The sequence below is a fragment of the Pseudomonas sp. S31 genome (assembly GCF_016648105.1).
Lineage (GTDB): Bacteria > Pseudomonadota > Gammaproteobacteria > Pseudomonadales > Pseudomonadaceae > Aquipseudomonas.
In genome coordinates, this window is record NZ_JACVVE010000006.1 from 116,902 (window position 1) to 133,731 (window position 16,830).

The 16,830-nt window shown below is 65.0% G+C and carries 14 protein-coding genes; 1 reads left to right on the plus strand and 13 read right to left on the minus strand.

What is annotated here, in order from left to right:
- Positions 1-14: 14 nt before the first annotated feature.
- Positions 15-473 (plus strand): SDR family NAD(P)-dependent oxidoreductase, encoded by a 459-nt coding sequence (locus IAE37_RS07055; RefSeq protein ID WP_201171433.1) that lies wholly within the window; start codon positions 15-17, stop codon positions 471-473.
- On the opposite strand, the gene IAE37_RS07060 is transcribed toward IAE37_RS07055, so the two are convergent.
- The 13 genes from IAE37_RS07060 to alg8 all read right to left on the minus strand — a co-directional run bounded on the left by IAE37_RS07060 (position 470) and on the right by alg8 (position 16,778).
- Positions 470-1,282: an SDR family oxidoreductase gene (locus IAE37_RS07060; RefSeq protein WP_201171435.1), complete on the minus strand. Its 813-nt coding sequence runs from the start codon at positions 1,280-1,282 to the stop codon at positions 470-472. The genes IAE37_RS07055 and IAE37_RS07060 overlap by 4 nt on opposite strands.
- Positions 1,283-1,404: 122 nt before the next feature.
- Positions 1,405-1,869 (minus strand): multidrug transporter, encoded by a 465-nt coding sequence (locus tag IAE37_RS07065; RefSeq protein WP_201171438.1) that lies wholly within the window; start codon positions 1,867-1,869, stop codon positions 1,405-1,407.
- A gap of 188 nt (positions 1,870-2,057) precedes the next feature.
- Positions 2,058-3,512, minus strand: a complete 1,455-nt coding sequence (locus IAE37_RS07070; RefSeq protein WP_201171615.1) for a mannose-1-phosphate guanylyltransferase/mannose-6-phosphate isomerase — start codon at positions 3,510-3,512, stop codon at positions 2,058-2,060.
- Positions 3,513-3,547: 35 nt separating this feature from the next.
- The gene (locus IAE37_RS07075; RefSeq protein WP_201171440.1) at positions 3,548-4,195 is read right to left on the minus strand and encodes an alginate O-acetyltransferase AlgF; all 648 of its coding nucleotides are present in this window, start codon (positions 4,193-4,195) and stop codon (positions 3,548-3,550) included.
- Between the two features lie 21 nt (positions 4,196-4,216).
- Positions 4,217-5,374: an alginate O-acetyltransferase gene (locus IAE37_RS07080; protein ID WP_201171442.1), complete on the minus strand. Its 1,158-nt coding sequence runs from the start codon at positions 5,372-5,374 to the stop codon at positions 4,217-4,219.
- A 10-nt stretch (positions 5,375-5,384) separates the two neighbouring features.
- Positions 5,385-6,842 (minus strand): MBOAT family O-acyltransferase, encoded by a 1,458-nt coding sequence (locus IAE37_RS07085; protein WP_201171445.1) that lies wholly within the window; start codon positions 6,840-6,842, stop codon positions 5,385-5,387.
- A 181-nt stretch (positions 6,843-7,023) separates the two neighbouring features.
- Complete coding sequence (locus IAE37_RS07090; protein WP_201171447.1) at positions 7,024-8,127, minus strand: mannuronate-specific alginate lyase; 1,104 nt, start codon at positions 8,125-8,127, stop codon at positions 7,024-7,026.
- 7 nt (positions 8,128-8,134) lie between these two features.
- Positions 8,135-9,586 carry an alginate O-acetyltransferase gene (locus IAE37_RS07095; protein WP_201171450.1) on the minus strand — a complete coding sequence of 484 codons (1,452 nt, stop codon included), beginning with the start codon at positions 9,584-9,586 and terminating at the stop codon, positions 8,135-8,137.
- Between the two features lie 13 nt (positions 9,587-9,599).
- Complete coding sequence (gene algG, locus IAE37_RS07100; RefSeq protein ID WP_201171467.1) at positions 9,600-11,159, minus strand: mannuronan 5-epimerase AlgG; 1,560 nt, start codon at positions 11,157-11,159, stop codon at positions 9,600-9,602.
- A gap of 19 nt (positions 11,160-11,178) precedes the next feature.
- Positions 11,179-12,657: an alginate export family protein gene (locus tag IAE37_RS07105; RefSeq protein ID WP_201171469.1), complete on the minus strand. Its 1,479-nt coding sequence runs from the start codon at positions 12,655-12,657 to the stop codon at positions 11,179-11,181.
- The gene (gene algK, locus IAE37_RS07110; RefSeq protein WP_201171481.1) at positions 12,654-14,081 is read right to left on the minus strand and encodes an alginate biosynthesis TPR repeat lipoprotein AlgK; all 1,428 of its coding nucleotides are present in this window, start codon (positions 14,079-14,081) and stop codon (positions 12,654-12,656) included. The genes IAE37_RS07105 and algK overlap by 4 nt, the downstream gene beginning before the upstream one ends.
- Before the next feature lie 12 nt (positions 14,082-14,093).
- Positions 14,094-15,260, minus strand: a complete 1,167-nt coding sequence (locus IAE37_RS07115) for an alginate biosynthesis protein Alg44 (RefSeq protein ID WP_201171482.1) — start codon at positions 15,258-15,260, stop codon at positions 14,094-14,096.
- Positions 15,261-15,296: 36 nt separating this feature from the next.
- Positions 15,297-16,778 (minus strand): mannuronan synthase, encoded by a 1,482-nt coding sequence (gene alg8 / locus IAE37_RS07120; protein ID WP_201171486.1) that lies wholly within the window; start codon positions 16,776-16,778, stop codon positions 15,297-15,299.
- Between the last annotated feature and the right edge of the window lie 52 nt (positions 16,779-16,830).

The following is a 16,830-nucleotide window of genomic DNA, read 5'->3' on the forward strand; positions in this document are numbered from 1 at the left end:
CGGGGGGCGCCGCGATGCACCTGAGCTTGAACGGTAAACGTGCAGTGGTCTGTGGTTCTACCTCGGGCGTCGGCCTGGCCATCGTCATTGCCCTGGCTGATGCGGGCGCCGAGGTGGTCGTCAATGGTCGTTGCCAGGAGCGGGTAGATGCTGCGCTCAGGGCCGTGCGCGAGCGTTTGCCGAGAGCGCGGATCATCGGCATCGCTGCGGATCTTGACGATGCCCAAGGCCTGCGCACCTTGATCGAGCGCGTGCCGCACACCGATATCCTGGTCGATACCCTGGGCCTTGGCGTGCCGCTGTGGCGCGACTATGCCGTAGGCATGGCCGAGCGCCGCTGGGGCCGGGTGGTCCTGCGTGCTGGCGGCGAGCGACTGGCTGCGGCCGGCGTCAGCGTGCATCCGCTACCCTGGGGCGCAGCCGACGCTGTCGCTGCCCAGGTTGTGGCGCTTGCCCGCAGTGAGGTCGGCTAGAGCGGGCGCAGCAAACCGAAGCGTTTGCGCAGCACCGCGTCCAGCAGGCGCTGGGGTAGCAGACGGGCGAGCAGGGGCAGCGCCGTGCTGCCATTGCCCAGGCGAACCAGCGCCGGGGCAGGAGACTTGCGCGTGGCCGCCAGCACGCCCTGGGCGAACACCGCAGCGGGGGTCGGCTTGTCCTGCGAGGCGCGGGCGCGGGCGGCGACCTGCTCGCGCACTGGCCACCACGGCGAGCTCGGCGTCAGCACCTGCGCGGCCTCGCGCTGGGCATTGCTGGCGAACTGCGAGGCGATCGCTCCTGGTTGCACTTCCATCACTTGAATGCCGAACGGCGCCAACTCCAGGCGCAGGGCATCGCTCAGGGCGTGCACTGCCGCCTTGGAGGCGCAGTAGGCGCCGGCGAACGGGGTGACCAGCACGCCCGAGACGCTGCCGATGTTCACCACCAGACCGCGCGCGCGGCGCAGCAGCGGGAACAGCGCTCGGGTCACGCCGACCACGGCGAACACGTTGGTTTCGAATTGCTGACGCATGGCGTCCACGCCACCATCGAGCAGCGGGCCCATGGCGCCGTAGCCGGCGTTGTTGATCAGGATGTCGAGGGTTTCCAGTTCCTCGGCCAGGCGCGCCAGGGCCTCGCTGTCGTTCACATCCAGTTGCCGGGCGCTGAAGCCGGCGGCGCTCAGGCGTTCGACATCCTCCGCTTTGCGGGCGGTGGCCCAGACATGGTGGCCGGCATCGCGGAAGGCGTCGGCCAGGGCGCGGCCGATGCCGCTGGAACAACCGGTGATGAGGACGGTGGGCATGGGGAAGGGCCTGTAGTCTGAGGGGGCTGTGCTGGCCTCTTCGCGGGTAAAACCCGCTCCTACAACGGTACTCCTGTAGGAGCGGGTTTACCCGCGAAGAGGCCAGCACTGGCAACGGAAATCTAATTGGCAAATGTACCTTGCAGCCGCTCGGCACGAAACTCCAGGGTCTGCGGCCGATACCCGGAGCGCAGCGGCGGCAGCGGCAGGCAGTCTTTCCACTCGGCCCCCGGCTGCAAGTCGCCTGGGCCGCGATAGCGCGGTGCGTTGTAGGAGTTCTCGGCCAGGTTGACGGTATCGCCAGGGGCATAGGCGGCCACGCGCCAGCGCAGCTCGGTGAGCGGGACCTTGTTGCCGTTTTTCATGTGCACCTGCAAGGCGCGGTCGGCGGGGCACTGGTCGGGGGCATAGCTAAGGCGCAGGTCCAGGCGCGCCAGGCGCGAGGCTTCGCGGCTGTCCTGCCAGGCCACGAACAGCGCGACCAGGGCCAGGCCACACGCGGCCGCCAGGGAAATCGGCAGGGCCTTGGCCGGGTAGCGCAACAGCAGTACCAGCCAGGTGAGGATGAGAAAGGCACCGATGATCATGGGGCATTCAGACCTTGGTTGCGCGGGTCTGACCATCGTAGCCGGAAATGGTTGAAAGCGGGGAGGGCTTTGCCCTCCATTCGCGGGCAAGCCCGCTCCTACACGAACCGCGAAGGCAGTGGGCCATGCGATCACTGTGGGAGCGGGCTTGCCCGCGAATGGGCCGCAACGCGGCCCCGGGATCTCACTTACTGCGCGATGGTCTTCACCGACACGCCACGCTCGATCGGCGTCGAAGTACGCCCGTAGACATCCTCGAAACGCTCGATGTCATCCTCGCCCAGGTAGCTGCCGGACTGCACCTCGATGATTTCCAGCGGGATCTTGCCTGGGTTGCGCAGGCGGTGGATCGAGGCGATCGGGATGTAGGTCGACTGGTTCTCGGTGAGCAGGAACACGTTCTCGTCGCAGGTCACCTCGGCGGTGCCGGACACCACGATCCAGTGCTCGGCGCGGTGATGGTGCATCTGCAGCGACAGGCTGGCGCCCGGCTTGACGGTGATGTGCTTGACCTGGAAGCGGCCGCCCATGTCCACCGAGTCGTACGAGCCCCACGGGCGATACACTTCCAGGTGATTCTGGGTTTCGCTGCGGCCCTGCTCGTCGAGGGTCTTGACCATCTGCTTGACGCCCTGGACCTTGTCCTTGTGGGCGATCATCATCGCGTCCTTGGTCTCGACCACGACGATGTTCTCCAGGCCAATCACCGACACCAGCTTGCCGTTGCCGTGGATCATGCAGTTGCGGCTGTCCTGCACCACCACGTCGCCCTTGGTGACGTTGCCGTCGGCATCCTTGTCGTGCACCTCCCACAGCGACGACCAGCAGCCCACGTCGCTCCAGCCAGCCGACATCGGTACCACGCAGGCGCGCTGGGTCTTTTCCATCACCGCGTAGTCGATGGAGTTGTCCGGGCAGCAGGCGAAGGTGGCTTCGTCGATGCTAAGCACGTCGCCGTCCTCGTCGCTGCGCTCCAGGGCCAGCAGGCAGGTGTCGTAGATGTCCGCGTCGTGTTTCTTCAACTCTTCGAGGAAGCGGCTGGCGCGGAACAGGAACATGCCGCTGTTCCAGAAGTAGCCACCGGCGGCGACGAATTCGGCAGCGCGTTTTTCGTCGGGCTTCTCGACGAACTGCGCGACCCGGGCCACGCCTTCGGGCAGCAGGGCGTCCTGGCTCGAGCGGATGTAGCCATAGCCGGTCTCAGGCTTGGTCGCCGGCACGCCGAACAGCACCATCTCGCCATTCTCGGCGGCCACGGTGGCCAGGGCCAGGGCACGTTGCAGGGCCTTCTGGTCATCGATCACGTGGTCGGCGGGCAAGACCAGCATCAGCTCGTCGCGGCCTTCGTTGACCAGTTTCATCGCCGCCATGGCTACCGCTGGCGCGGTGTTGCGACCGAACGGTTCCATCATGATGCCTTGGGTGTCGAGGCTCAGGGCGCCCAGTTGCTCCTGGACGATGAACTTGTGGTCCTTGTTGCAAACCACCAGCGGCACGTCCATGCCTTCGAAGCGCAGGCGCTCGATGGTTTGCTGGAACAAGGTGTGTTCACCGGTCAGGGCCAGGAACTGCTTGGGGAACTGCTTGCGCGACAGAGGCCACAGACGCGAACCGCTACCACCAGAAAGAATTACCGGGATCATCATGTTTCTCCAATAGTCGTTATGAGGCAGGGATATCAGTTGCTAGCCACGGGGCGAGTTACCCACACCGGCGACAAGGCGTTGCCGGAACCGGTTACATACAGCACGGCGGCTTCGCCGCGCTCCAGGGCGACGGGTTTGACGTCGCCGACTTTCTTGTCTCCTGCGTACAGCGCCATGCTGACCTTGACCGGGTTGATTTCACGCTGGCCAGTGCCTTTGGCCGCCACCGGCTTGACCACTTCGGTCTTGCCGTCGGCGGTCTTGAGGGTCAGTTGCTGGTCGCTGAGGTTCTGCACGCGGACCAGGGCTTTCTGCTTGTTCTTGAACGGTGCTTCCTCGATCAGCTGCGGGGCGCCGTTGGCGTTGTTGACCAGGGTGTAGTACTTGTCGGCGGCGAGCTTGACCGGGACGTTCTTGCCGCCGACCTGGGCGGTGTAGTCACCCCCGGGGAGGAAGCTGAAGTCGCTGCTGGCCTGGGCACCGACCTGCTTGATCTGGGTGTTGCCGACGGTGGCGGCGGTCGGGCTGCTCGAGGCGTTGTACAGGCGCACGAAGGTCGAGCCTTTCGGTGCGCTTGGGCCGTACAGCGCGGCGTCGGCACCCGCGAATGCCTGCATCGAGGCGAGAGACAGGCCGGCCGCGAGGGTGAGGGCTTTGGCAATGGAAGTCTTGGTAGTCATGTGCGTGTTCCTCTCTATCTATCAGTGGTTCGTCCGGGTGGACGACAAGGCCAGGTTTTCTTCGGATTTACGGGCACCCTTCAGCTGCGCGATCCACTGCGGATCGAAGCTGCTGAGGTCGTTCTTCATGGGTAGGTAACGTTCGGGGAATTCCCACACCACCACTTGTGGCGCGGCCTCCTTGAAGGCGTCGCTTTGCAGGTACTTGAGCATCGGCAGCAGCGGGCCATGGCCGTCTTCGGCATAGTTGGCGACGTCGCTGCGCAGGGCCTGCTGCAGCGCGCCGAGGAAGTTCCAGTGGGGGTTGGCGCTGTAGCTGGTACCGACCAAGGCCACCGGGATCCGGGTGTCGGCGAACAAGGCGTCGCCGTCTTGGCCTTCGGCCGCAGCCGGGCGGGTGGTGCGTTGTTGCAGGTTGTCCGGCTGTGGCAGCAGGTCGCTGAACAGCGGGTCCAGCGGCAGGAAGTTGGTCAGGTCGCCCTTGTACGGCGCGCTGTCACCGGCTTCGGTGACGAAGGCCTCAGGCTCGCCGCTGAGCAGCTTCTGGCGGCTGACCGCTTCGGCCAAGGCTTGTGCCGCGACCTCGGCGCCCATCGGCGTCCAGTGAGTGTCGGTGCGCAGGAACACCTGGCCGCGGGCCTTGGCTTGCTCCATCGGTGCCATCAGGTCGGGTGCGAACACATTGGCCTGACGCGCCTGGGCGTGGAACTGGTTGTACAAGTCGTCGTGCAGGCTGGCCGGTTGTTCCTTGCCCAGGTACTCGGCGTAGATCCGCGCCTTGGCCGGGACGATCGCCAGCACCAGCTGGCTGCCATGCTTGCGCAGGGTGTCGCGCACGCCTTGGATCAGCGCCAGGTTCTCCTGCATCAGTTGCTCGGCACCGGCGGTGGGCTTGAACTCCTCGTCACTGAACAGCCATTGGTCGCGGCCCAGCACCACACCTGGGCGGCCTTCGTTGAACAGCTTGAAGTCCAGCGCCGCCCAGAGGTTGGTGCCCAGGCGCTTGATCGGGAACTGCTCGTCGTAGTGGGTCTCGGCGGCCTTGGCCAGCTTGCCGTTGAGCAGGGTCATCTGGCCGGTGCGGTTGAAGCTTTCCAGGCCGCCGACGGACCAGGCGCCGAGCCCGACCAGCAGGCCGAGGAACGACAGCGAATAGGTGATGCGTAATGTCCGGGTCATGGTCGTGGCCTCAGAACTGGAAGTACAGGAACGGCGAGTAGCTCTGCGCCGAAAGCTTGAGGATGGAGGCGGCGAACAGCAGCAGGATCAGCGCGCGGGTCATGACCCGGGTCCAGTCCAGGCCGATCGAGCCGTCGGCGTTGACCTGCACCGGGGTGGCCTTGGCTGTCGGCTTGGCGTTGCGGTAGAAGTCGCGCAGGCCGAAGAACGCCAGGGTCAGGTAGGCGATCACCAGGGTCGCCACCTGCAGGCCGGTGAGCTGGGCGCGGTTGAGTTCCGACAGCTGCCACTCGCCGAAGCTGAACATGGCGCCGTACATGCGGGCGGCGACGTGCAGGTTCTCGGCGCGGAAGATCACCCAGCCGACCACCACCAGGAGGAAGGTGAACGCCCACTTGATCGGGTTGAAGCGCTGCGGGTTGGTGTCGATGCCAAGCGCACGCTCGATCGCCAGCCACATGCCGTGCCAGGCGCCCCAGATGATGTAGGTGAAGTTGGCACCGTGCCACAGGCCGCCCAGCAGCATGGTCAGGAACAGGTTGCGGTAGGTGTTGAAGGTGCCTTTGCGGTTACCGCCCAAGGTGATGTACAGGTAGTCGCGCAACCAGGTGGACAGGCTGATGTGCCAGCGGCGCCAGAATTCGGTGATCGACTGGCTGATATAGGGCTGCTTGAAGTTCTCCATGAAGCGGAAGCCCATCATCAGGCCCAGGCCGATGGCCATGTCGCTGTAGCCGGAGAAGTCGAAGTACAGCTGCGCGGTGTAGGCCAGGGCGCCGAGCCAGGCGTCACCGGTGGTGGGGTTCTGCAGGGCGAAGCAGTGGTCGGCGACCACCGCCAGGGTGTCGGCGATGAACACTTTCTTGATGAAGCCCTGCATGAAGCGGGTGCAGCCTTCGGAGAACTTGTCCAGGGTGTGGGTGCGGTTGTTGAACTGGTCGACCAGGTCCTTGAAGCGCAGCACGGGGCCGGCGATCAGGTGCGGGAAGATCGCCACGAACGCCGCGAAGTCGATCAGGTTGCGGGTGGCCGGGGTATCGCCGCGGTACACGTCGATGATGTAGCTGATCGACTCGAAGATGTAGAACGAGATGCCGATCGGCAGCAGCACGTGGGTGAGGATGAACGGCTCCAGGCCAAACGAGGTGATGATCGCATTGAGGCTGTCGACGCCGAAGTTGGCGTACTTGAAGTAGCCGAGGATGGCCAGGTCGACGCCCACGCCGAGCAGCAACCAGCGCTGCGCAGGCTTGGTGCGCACGCCGGCGGCACCCACCTTGAGGCCGATCCAGTAGTTCCACAGGGTCACGCCGGCGAACAGGGCGAGGAAGTCCACCCGCCACCAGGCGTAGAAGATGTAGCTGGCGACCAGCAGCAGCAGGTTGCGATAGCGTTGCCCGCTCAGGTAGTACAAGCCGAGGAAGATCGGCAAGAACAGGAACAGGAACACGTTGGACGAGAAGACCATTCCCGGTTCTCCTTATTGTTCACAGCACGGGGCAAAGCGCCCCCCAAACCCCCCACGCGAACGTGGCGGATCACTTAGATCTCTGTAGGAGCGGGTTTGCCCGCGAAGCGGCCGGCACAGGCACCGCACATGGCAGGCCCGGCCCTTTCGCGGGTGAACCCGCTCCTACAGGGGTATTGCGTTACTTGTTCAGCATTGCACTCGGGTCGTAGACCCGGGTCAGGTTGCCGCCGAGGCGGAAACTGTCGAAGGGCTGCATGCCGCGTTTGCGCTGGAGGGTTTCGCCACCGCAGGCGTACAACGTGCAGTAGGGCTCCATCCAGGCGTACTTGCTGTCGATCTTCAGGTCACTCATGTCTTGCTTCTCGCCGTTGCGTGCCTTGAACGCGCTCGGGTCCTTCGAACCGAGCAATACCCGTTTGGCCAGGCGCTGCAGGGCGTTGTCGTTCTCGCCGCGCACGTCCACGCCGTTGGCCTGGGCGAAGCTGGCGATCATCGCCAGCGGCGGCAGGGCATAGTTGTGGTAGGCCAGGGCGCGTTGCTTGCGCTTGAGTTCATTGGGCAGGAAGCCCTGGGCGTCGACCTGGTTGGCACCGACGCGGTATTCCTTCACGGCCCAGTCGAACAGGTCGCGGCGGTCGGTGGCCACCGAGGTGGCCATCACCGACCAGGCAGCCCAGTAGCTGTGGTTGTTGATCTTCTCCAGGGGCAGGTCGCTCCAGTCACGCACGGTCTGCTCGGCCAGGCGGGCGAACCACTTTTCGATCACTTCGGCCTCGGCCTGGTGCGCGGCCAGTGGCTGCGAGTTGGAGAACTTCAGGCGCAGCCACGAACCGCTCATGCTGCCCAGGGCCCATTTGCGGATCGACTTGCCGGTGTGGTTGAAGTCGGTGGACATCAAGGCATTGGCCCGTGCCCAGGTGCCGAGCCAGGTCAGGGTGCAGTCGAGTTGCGCCGGGCGGCCGTCGCGCATGTACTGGCCGACCATCTTGCTAACGCCTTTTTCCAGCGTGGTGATGTTGGCAGTGGAGTCACGGAAGGCTTTTTCCGATGCCACGTTGAGCGTCGCACGCGCCTTGTCCGAGCCTTCGTACTTGCTGCGAAACTGCAACGCGCCGGTGTAGGGCGTTGGCGCGGCTTCGCAGCGGAAGTTGCCGTCGCTGGTCTTGAGCTTTTCGATGCCTTCGTAGTAGCCCTGCGGGGGTACCAGCGCAGCATGCGCGGCACCACTGCAGAGCGCCAGGGCGATCAGGGTGGGGCTGAAGATTCGCTTGATCAGGGTCATGGTCGCCTCACTGGCCGGCTTGCGCGGTTTGCGCAGGCACGGCGAAGTTGTTGCGTTTGCACAGCTTGGCCTCGACCTTCTGGGTGCCGTTTTCCGGCCCCTGGATCTCGAGTGCCAGCAGGTTCTGGCTGGCCCAGTCTTCGTCCTCGCGCATCTGGAAGACGAAACGGCCGTCCGTGTCGGAGGTCTCCGGTTTTTCCAGCTTGATGTCCTCGTGGCGGCCGTTGAGGTACCAGAGGGTGGCTTGCAGGACTTTCACCGAAGGGTCTTCGTACTTGATGTCCATCTGCAGGTTGCGGTTGATCAGCTGCTTCACCACGCCGCCCTTGCCGTTGACCATCAGTTCGTTCTTGCCGGGCTTGAGCGTGGTGCTGGCGCTCATCACTGCCGGGCGGGCGTCACAGCCGTCGTCGAGCAGGGCGAGGATCTGCCGCCAGATGGTTTCCTGGTCCAGGCGGTACAGCGGCGAGAATTCCCAGATGAGGATCTTCGGCGGGTGGTTCTGGAACTCCTCGCTGCCCAGGTACTGGATCATCGAGCCTTCCAGGCCGCCACCGGGGAAGGCGACGTTGAGCACGTCGGCGCCGATGTACTGCTCGAGGAAGCCGGAGAAGTTGTAGTTCTTGCCGCTGTGGCTAGTGCCCACCAGGGTGATCTCGGCATTGCCCGAGTCGCCGAACAGGTCGTCGCCGCTGGCCTCGCCGCCGGCTGCCGCTTTCGGCTCGGTGGCGAACTGGTCCATGTACTGGATCGCGTAGCGGGTGTTGCACAGTTGCCCGGCCACGTTGTGCAGGGTGCCGGTCTTGCCCATGCGACCAGACTTGTGGGTTTCGAACTCCTTGCGCGGGATGCCTTCGAACGCCGGCATCTGGTGCACGGTATCGGCCACGATCTTGGCCGCGCGCTCGGCGCCATATGGGGTCCAGTGCTGGTCGCCGCGGAAGTAGAAGTCCTTGCCCTGGTCGGCGGCGGCGAGCTGCTCGTTGGTCAGCGGCGACAGATCGGGCACGTTGTAGCCCATCTTGGCGAAACGCTGGAGCATGGCCTTGTAATTGCCGAGGGCCTTCTGGTAATCGAAGGCGGCCTTGTCGGCCGGGTTGAGCATGTTGCGGTTCACCAGGCCGCGAGTCGGCTGGTACACCACCACCAGTTCCACGCCGCGCTTCTTGAACGCGTCGTGTACCTGCTGCAGGCGCTTGTAGCCGCCCGGGGTGGTGTCGAATTCGGTACGCAGGTCTTCGCGGGTACGGAACAGCCAGTCGCCTTGCGCTTGCACCAGGGTGGTGAAGTTCTGCTGGTAGCGAGTGGTATAGCGGCTGGCGTCATGCGCCTCGGGGCACAGCTGGCAGCACGGCTCGGCGGTGAAGCTCGGGGCCTTCACCTCGTCGGCGCGCACGCCCTGGCTGATGGCCAACAGCGCGGCGGACAGGCCCAGCAGTTTCATCAGGTGTGGAGTCATGGTCTGGGCTTCCTTAGTCGATCATTTCGGTCTGGCGTTCGACCGGGTCGATCAGCACGGCTTTCTGCTGGCGCACCAGCAGGTCGAGGATTTCGTCCTGGCGCTCGCCCAGCACGCCATTGAGGGTGATGCCGCTGGCCTTGCGCGGGGCGAGCATGTTCACCTTGTACAACTCCACCGACAGCGGCGAGTCGATCGACAGCGGGCCGGAGCCGTTGGCCGCCAGCTCGCCGCCGACCACGATCAGCGAGACCTTGGTGTCGAACGGGTCGAGGGCGATGTCGCGGTCTGTGTCGGAGAGGTCCTTGATGTGGCCGTAGATGCCCACCAGGCCGTTGGCGAAGGCCATGTTCTCGTAAACGCGGATGTTCACGCTGTTGCGCACCCGGATGCCGTGGCGGCGGTTGTTGATCAGCTTGTTGCCCCAGATCAGGTTGTCGCCGCTTTCGTACAGGGTGATGCCGTCGGTGTGGTTGCGGTAGATCTCGTTGTAGGCGATCAGGTTGTTGACGCTGTTACGGTCGATCACCACGCCCGAGAGCTTGTTGTCGTAGCTCTTGTTGTTGATGATCCAGCTGTCGTTGACCTCACGCGAGACGATGATCCCGTGCTTTTTCTTGGTGCCGTACACCGTGTTGCCGGCGATGATCAGGCGGTGCGAACGGTCGTGGGGGTCGATGCCATAGACGATGTTGTCGTGGTAGGTGTTGTCCTTGACCACGAAGTCGGAGGTCTCGTAGCAATAGAAGCCGTACCACATGTCGCTGAACGTCGAGCCGATGATCCAGCCGGTGGGTTCGGGCCGTCCCATCTGCTTGGCCATGTTCGGGGTGTACTGGGAAATGCTCACGCCATAGGACTTGGACTTGGCATAGCCGAAACTGGCCATCGTGGTATTGACGATGTAGGTCTCGGTGCCGCCCCACGACAGCAGGAACGGGCGGAAGGCTTTCGGCGAGCGGAAGGTCGCCGGGCCATTGGCCTGCTCGCGCCAGCCGGTGACCTTGGTGTCGGTGACGAACAGTTTGCCGTCGTTGACCATGAATGCGCCGCCCTCTTCGGACAGGCGCAGTTCCTTGACCTTGCTGTCGATCTCGAGGATGCCATTCTGGCCGACCACGATCGGCAAGCGCGCCAGGTACACGCCAGGCTGCACTTCGCGCAGGTACTGCTTGGGCACCTTCTTGCTCAGTTCGACCAGGTCGACATGGCCGTCGTCGATGAAGATCGCCTGGGGGATGCCATGCTGGCGCTGCACCCACTCGGCGGCCTTGTTGTCGCCGCCGATGAATTCCTTGAGGGTGTCCTCCTGGAACATCCGACGCACGCTGACCTTGCCCTTGTGGCTGCGGTCGATTTTCTTCTGCACCGCCTCGGCGGTGTAGCCGCTGAGGTCGGGCAGCTTGGGTGGGTCCATGTGCAGCGGCTCGACCGGCGCGCTGGTCACGGTGTAGGTCTTGGCCTGCTGCAGCTCCTTGCCCATCACCGCAGGTTCTGCGGCGACGGCCAGGCTGCTGGCCAGCAGCAAGGCGCTGGCAAGGAGGCTGTGACGTAGGTGCGGGTGAAGGTTCATGACAGGTCCTCTCCCGGCGTTAGAAGCGCCAGATCACATCGACGAAGGCGCGGTGCATGTACGAGTCTGCTTCCTTGCCATAGGCATCGCCCGGCTTGAACACACCGGCGCGCAGGCGCACCAGGGCGGACGGCTCGTCGATCGCCTGGCTCATCGAAGCCGGCAGCAGGCCCTGCTTGAAGTACTTGGTGACGACCACGTCCATTTCCTGGCCGAGGTCTTTCTCGCCATCCACCAGCGGGCGGTTCACACCGTTGTCGTTGACCACCGCGTTGATGCCGCTGGAGCCGATGTTCTGGTTGCCGTCGACACGCCAGAACTTGTGGTAGATGAGGCTGGCGTCGTAGTCGTCGCGCAGTTGCCAGGAGGCGAACAGGGTGGCCGCCTGCAGGTTGCCGAGTTCGCCGCGGAAGGCCTCGCCGAAGCGGTGCACGCGCGAGCGGGTGCCGGTGAAGTTGGAGCGGTTGCTCTCCAGGCCGGTCTGCTCGAAGTTGTTCGAGCCATCGTCGCCACCGCCGCCGCTGCCACGGGCGTAGGCCGCGCCGACCTGCCACTGCGGGTCCAGGCGCAGGCGGATGCCGAGGTCGGTGGCCCAGGCGTTGACGTCGCCGCTCTGCTTGCCGGTGGCGACCTGGTCGTCGCCGACCTGCTGGGTGCTCAGGGTGTCGCGATCACCGGTCAGCCAGGTGACGCTGCCCCAGTAATTGATGGTGTGGTCGTTGCGCCAGTTGTAGGCGTCGCTGTTGGCTTCCAGGCCCAGCCAGGTGAGGTCGCCGGTACGGGTCTTGTCCAGCCCGTCGACGGTTTCGCCGGGGTTCTTCAGGCTGCCGCTGTCATGGGTATGGTGCGCGCGCAGGCCGACCCAGTGGCCGGGCGTCCATTGCGCGGCGATGTTGCCGTAGACGTGGGTACGGTCCTTGTCTTCCGGGGCCAGTTCGGTCAGGTCGGTGCGGTATTCGCTGAAGCGCTGGGCCACGCCCAGGTCGGCCTTGAGCAGAGTGGTGTCGAAGGTCCAGTTCAGCGCCTCGATGTTGGTGTCGCGCCACATGCCGTCGTCGCTGCGCAGACGCTGGCGACCCAGTCGCAGTTGCTCGCCAGGGTAGGCGGTGAGGCCGCTGTAGCCGACCCAGAACTCGCGCATGGCCAGGTAGCTCTTGTCCTGTTGACGGCCGTCGACGGAGGTGTCGGTGCTGGTGCCGTCGTCGTTCTGGCGCAGGGTGTCGGTCTCGATGGTGTCGGTGGCGGTCACCGCCTGGCCCATGGCGTAGGCGCTCCAGTTACCGCGCTCGCCATACACCCACGGACGCAGGTCGAGGCCCAGGCCGTTGACGTCGCCGCCGGAGCGGGTGCCGAGGTCGCGGTCGTCTTCCGATTGGCCGGTGATCTTCACGTCCAGGCCGAAGTTTTTCTGCGCGGTCATGTCTGCAAGGGTCGGGCACGACCACAACAGGGCGAAGCTCAGGCCGATGCCGGCTTTCACGAAGGGGTTGAGCGTCATAGCGAGTCCTCACCATCTACTGCTTGGTCGTCGTCTTGCATGGCCTCGAGGGCCAGGGTGCTGTTGGCGCCTTGGGCCATGCTGCCGCGCGCCTGGGTTTCCTGCTCCAGCAGATGCTGGGCCTGGCTGCGCTGTTCGGGCGTGAGTTGCGTGTCGATCTGTTGCAGCAGTTCGGTGGACTGCGGCGATGGGTTGAGCTGGGACAGCTTGGCGAACACCCAGGCATTGGTGTTGTCGGTGCGCACGCCACGGCCTTCGGCGAACAGCTGGGCCAGGGCATAGTCGGCGCTGTTCTGGCCACCACGGGCGGCGACGAGCAGGTGGTCCACGGCCTTTTGCGGTTCGACGCTGCCCAGGTAGCCGCGGCGATACAGCTGGCCGAGGTAGTAGTGGCCACTGAGCTCGCCGCCGTTGGCAGCAGCCAGCAGGTGCTGTTCGGCTTTCTTGGCGTCGGCAGGCACCGCCTTGCCTTCGTAGTAGAGACGGCCCAGCAACAGCTCGGCGCGCGGCTGCTGCGCTTCGCGGCCCTTGTCGATGTAGGCCATCAGCTGGTCGGTGTCGCCCAGCTCGGGGAAGTCGTAGAGCAGCTGGGCCAGGCTGACCCAGGAGGCCGGGTTGGCCGGGGCGACTTGTTCGAGCAACGCCTTGGCGGTGTTCTCGTCGGTCTGGCCGAGGCTGCGGTCGGCCAGCACGCGGGCGACGCTGTCGACCCGGGTCGCCGGCACCACGCCACGGGCGTAGGCGGACTTGAGCTGCTCGATCAGGGCGGCCTGCTGGTCGGGCTGGGCACGCTTCTGGTACACGGTGGCCAGCTCGACGTAGCAGATGTCGGTGCTGCTCAGCGCCGCCTTGCAGATCTGCTCCACCTCACCCAGGTGCTGGTCATAGGTGCCTTGGGTGCGGTACAGCAGCACCTGGGCCAGGCCTGCTTCCGGATTGCCAGAGGCGCGCCACTGGTCGATCTGCTGCTGGGCGTTGACGCTGGGGAAGCTCTGTGGGTACTGCAGGTAGAGCATCGCCAGGGGGATCAGGGTATTGCCTTCGCCTTGCTTGGCGGCCAGCTTGAGCAGGGTTTCGGCTTCTTCACGTTCGGCCTGGGTGCTGTCGGGCTTGGCCACCAGCAGGCGGCCGAGGCGCGCCTGGGCCCGAGATGAAGTGGCGGCGGCCTGGCGGTAGGTGGCCTCGGCTTCACGCATCTGCTCGGGGTCGCGCGAGGCGACCTGGACGTCGGCCAGGCCCACTTGCGCATCGCTGTAGCCGAGGTCGGCCAGGGCCTTGTAGTTCTGCTCGGCCAGGGCGGTGTCGCCGCGCTTGAGGGCCTCGTTGGCCAGGCGCTGGTCAGGCAGGCCGGCACAGCCAGCCAGGGCGATGGCCGCGGCCAGGGCGCACAGGCCCAGGCTTGCGCTTTTCTTGTGGGGAATCATCGCAGGATCCTCTTACAGACCACGGGCCACGGCTTTGTCGATCAGCCAGTCGAGCGACGGGCCACGGTCGCTGCTGACCGCCGCCGGGCGACCGGCCAGCTCGGCGGGCAGGGTTTCGTCGGGCTTGATCTGCACGCGGATGTCGGATGCCAGGTTCTCGCCGTCGAGGCTGCTGCTGCTGACGATCTGACCGGTACGGATCTCGTCCTCGCCGGCGACCTGGAAGTTGACCCGGGTACCTGGCTTGACCTTGTCGAACTGGCGGTAGGTGAAGCGTGCTTCGACCAGTGCGTTGGTGGTGCGCGGCACCAGTTGGAAGATCGGCTGGCCTTTGGCGGCATACTGGCCGTCGTCCACCAGCTGGCGCGCCACTACGCAGTCGCATGGGCTGGTGAGGGTGCCGGACAGCTGCTTGCCGAACAGTTCCTCGATCTTCGCCGGCTCCAGCTGCGAGTCGCCCAGCCCACCCTTGAGCATGTCCAGCATGCTGGTGGTGAAGCTCGCCAGCGGGGCGCCCTTGGCGATCTGCCCGCCGCTCTGCACCAGGCTCTGCACGGTGCCGTCGCGGGGCATGGTGATGCTGGTGGTGGGCACCGCGACCACGCCGGCTTCGGCCTGGCTGACGAAGTACATGCCGTACAGCGACTTGGCGACGAAACCGAAGGCGGCGACACCGACCACGAACACGCCAAGGGTCACGCCGACCGCCTTGATGCGGCCGAAGGCCGACAGCCCGGCTCCGGCGTCCTTCTGCTTGCGCGCCTTGGTGAAGTTGTCGCGCTGCAGGGTGCTGAGCACGTCGCCGATGGTGATCAGCTCACCGGACAGGTGGCTGGTGATGATGTGGCGCAGGGTGGCGATGTCGCGGGGTTCGAGGTTCTGGAACTGGGCGCCGGTGCGGCCGTCGGCGGCACTGTAGGAACGCACCTGGAACTCGATGTCCATCGACAGGCCGAGGTTGTCGACCACGAACTGCAGGCGCCCGCGCAACACTTCGCCGACCGAAAGGTGCTTCTTGCTGTGGAAGCTCAGGCCACCGGCGGAGAGGTCCTCGACCTTCACCTCATGGGCTTGGCGCTCGTTGTCCAGGAAGCGCAGCTTGGCCGGGATGCGCACCCGGGCGTGCTGGCGCTGGGCTTCGGACTCATGCACGACATTGACGTTCACGGCGGTATTCATGGTGGTTTGTTCCTGTTAGTTCCGATCCGGTTGGGCTCACACGACCATGAACAGCACAGCGACGAAGATGCTGGCGGCCGAGAAGGTCATGGTCCGCGAGGACCAGGTGTTGAACCATTGTTGAAAGCTGGCGAGGTCGCGCTTGAGGGCAGTCGGTTGGCGGGTCCAGGACTGCTTGTCGAGGCGGAAGAACACGTAGATCTTCATCAACGCGCCGACGATCTGGTTGTAATAGAGAATCAGCGGGTAGGCCGGGCCGACGTTGTGCCCCGAGCACAGCAGCATCACGGTGAGGATCAGGCGGGTGATGCCGATCCACAGCAGGTACACCAGCAAGAAGCCCAGGCCGAACTTGAGGCTGGCGATCACCGCCACGGTCAGGCCCAGCAGGCTGGTCCACATGGATACACGCTGGTCGAACAGCACGATGCTGGTGAACAGGCCCAGGCGGCGCAGGCCCAGGCCGAGGGCGCGGGAGTTCTGTCGCAGGTTGTTGCCGTACCAGCGGTACATCAGCTTGCGGCTGGCCTTGAGGAAGCTCTTCTCCGGCGGGTGCTCGACCGTGTTGATGGCGGCGTCGGGCACGTAGAAGGTGTCGTAGCCCAGGCGCATGAGGCTGAACCAGCTCGATTTGTCGTCGCCGGTGAGGAACTTGAAGCGGCCCAGGCGCCAGTGCATCAGCGAGTCGCTCTCGACGTCGGCGATGAATTCGGGGTTGGTCACCACGCTGGCGCGGAACATCGACATGCGCCCGGTCATGGTCAGCACGCGCTTGGACAGGGCCATCGAGCACATGTTGATGTGGCGCTGAGCGAAGCGCAGCTTGTGCCACTCGCTCATGATGTAGCCGCCGCGCACTTCGCAGAATTCGTTGGTGGTCAAGCCACCGACGTTGGGGTACAGCTTGAACCACGGTACGGTCTTGCGCACCACGCCTTCGGCCAGCACGGTGTCGCCGTCGATCACCGCGACCACGGCGTTCTCGTCGGGCAGCATGCGCGAGATGGCGCGGAAGCCGTACGCCAGGCCGTCACGCTTGCCGGTACCGGCGATGCGCACGATGTCCAGGGTGACGTGCTCGGGCGGGTTGTACTTGGCCCACAGGCTTTTCACCAGCAGCTCATCGGACATTTCCACCAGCGAGCAGACCACGGTGGTGGGGAAGCCGCAGTCGATCGCTTCGCGAATCACCGAGCTGTACACCTGGGCGGTGGTCAGCGCTTCGATGCGGAAGCTGGTGACCATCAGGTACACATGGGAAGGATCGGCGGCGCTGCCCATCTTGCGGACTTTGCGGCGCAGGTACGGGTACACGATGTAGAGGAAGATCATGCCGCGGATGAAATGGGTGGCGCCCATGGAGTAGCGCCAGATGCCGACCGCACCGACCAGGAAGATAAAGTGCTTCGACTGCGAGTCGAAGATATCGGCGGGCAGGGCCAGGGCGATCAGCATGAGCAGGCTCATGTAGGCCAGCCAACCGGCGCACTGCAACAGCACTGTCTGGAGCCTTTGCATGTTCAGCATCCGTCGAGAATTCAGGAAAAAGCGGGCGACGCGAGGGGGAGGG